At 69.5% G+C, this 1817-nt stretch carries 2 protein-coding genes; both read right to left on the reverse strand.

What is annotated here, in order from left to right; genetic code table 11:
- On the reverse strand, window positions 1-642 hold a 642-nt coding region (locus ACOADB_RS14030), incomplete at its 3' end, for an alpha/beta fold hydrolase (RefSeq protein WP_378599658.1).
- An 11-nt stretch (window positions 643-653) separates the two neighbouring features.
- On the reverse strand, window positions 654-1817 hold a 1164-nt coding region (locus ACOADB_RS14035), incomplete at its 5' end, for a PHA/PHB synthase family protein (protein WP_378599661.1).

Raw genomic sequence — 1817 nt, forward strand, 5'->3', positions numbered from 1 at the left:
CAGGATCAAGGTGGGCTGCCGGATCAGCGGCAGTGCCGGGAGGCTCGACCAGCCCGCTCCGGCGAGCAGCTGGAGCAGGTAGCCGCGGCGGGACCCGACGCGGGACTGGTCGTGCATGAACCGGCGTACGTCGTCGGGCCGGTCGCGCATCTGCCCGCCGTACAGCTCGGCGGCGACCTGGACGGCGTAGCCCGCGTCCCGGTAGCGCCGCGGGGTGATCATCTTGCGCAAGACCTGTGGCCCGGCGGGGACCATCAGGGCGCCGGTGGCGGTGCTGGCCAGCACCAGGCGCCGGCAGCGACGCGGCTGCTGGAAGCCGATCTGCTGCGCGAGTCCGCCGCCCCACGAGATCCCCAGGACGTCGTACTCGTGATGGCCGAGCCGGGTCATCAGCTTGCCGACGCCGTGCGCGAGGAGCGCGAAGTTGTACGGCGTCCGCGGGTCGGGCGATCCACCGACGCCGGGCACGTCGAAGCGGACCACCTCGATCCGGTGGTCCAGCGCGTCGACGAAGGGTTGCAACAGGTCCAGGCTCGCGCCGATCCCGTTGCACAGCAGGAGCGGCGGCCCGGGCTCACTCCCCGGTCGGACCGAGACCCGGATCGGGTGTCCGAGCACGGTGACCTGGCGGAGCTGGTTCACGGGGTGATGCCTCACTTGTCGTAGACGTAGGTGCCCGGGGCGTCGGCCAGGGGCTGCAACCGGGTCGAACCGAGGTCCTTGGGTGCCGGCTTGAGATCGCCGCAGCGCTCGTTGAGCCACGCCGTCCCGTCGTTCCACCAGCTGCCCTGCCGGGTCTCTGCTCCCTTGAGCCAGGCCTTCGCGTCGGCGCCGTGGTCGTCGTTGGTGTGGAAGGTCGCCTTCGGGTTGCCCGGCGGGTTCACCAGGGCCGCGATGTGGCCGCTGGTCGAGAGCACGAACCGGCTCTTCCCACCGAAGAGCTGGGTGGTCCGGTAGCAGTTCTCCCACGGCGTGATGTGGTCGGCGATGCCGGCCACGATGTAGTTGTCGACCGTGACCGACCCGAGGTCGATCGGCACGCCGAGTACCGACAGCGCACCCGGGCGGATGAGCTGGTTCTCCATCGCGAGGTCGACGAAGTCGGCGTGCAGCCCGGCCGTCATCCGGGTGGTGTCGGCATTCCAGAACAGGATGTCGAAGGCCGGCGGCTTCTTGCCGAGCAGGTAGTTGTTGACCCAGTAGTTCCAGATCAGGTCACTGGGACGCAACCACGCGAACACCTCGGCGAGTGCTCGACCGTCGAGGTAGCCCTTCTTCGCCGACCGCGCCTTTGCCCGGGCGGCAAGGCGTGGATCGGTGAGGGCCGCGATGGTGCCCGACCCGGCGTTGTCGATCACGGTCACGGCGAGGACCACGCCGGCGAGGCGGTCCTGACGCCCGATGCCGGCGAGGTACGCCGCCACGATGCTGGCGAGGATGCCGCCCGAGCAGATGCCGGCAAGCACCGTGCGGGAGCTCCCGGTGATCTCCTCGACGGCGTCGAGCGCATCGAGGATCGCGCGGGCGTAGGTGTCGAGGTTCCAGTCCGCGTGCCGGGCATCGGGGTTGCGCCAGGAGATCACGAACATCTGCCGGTTGTTCTGGGCACTGAACTCCACGAGGCTCCGGCCCGGGGCGAGGTCGATCGCGTAGTACTTGTTGATCGTCGGCGGGACGATCATCACCGGCACCTCGTAGACCTCGTCGCACTGCGGCAGGTACTGGATCAGCTCGAGGACGTCGTTGCGGAACACGACGGCGCCCGGTGTGGCCGCGACGTTCTCGCCGAGGGTGAAGCCGGACGTGTCGACCATCTC

Origin of the sequence: Nocardioides sp. CPCC 206348 (assembly GCF_048654705.1) — a bacterium.
Taxonomy (GTDB): Bacteria; Actinomycetota; Actinomycetes; order Propionibacteriales; family Nocardioidaceae; genus Nocardioides.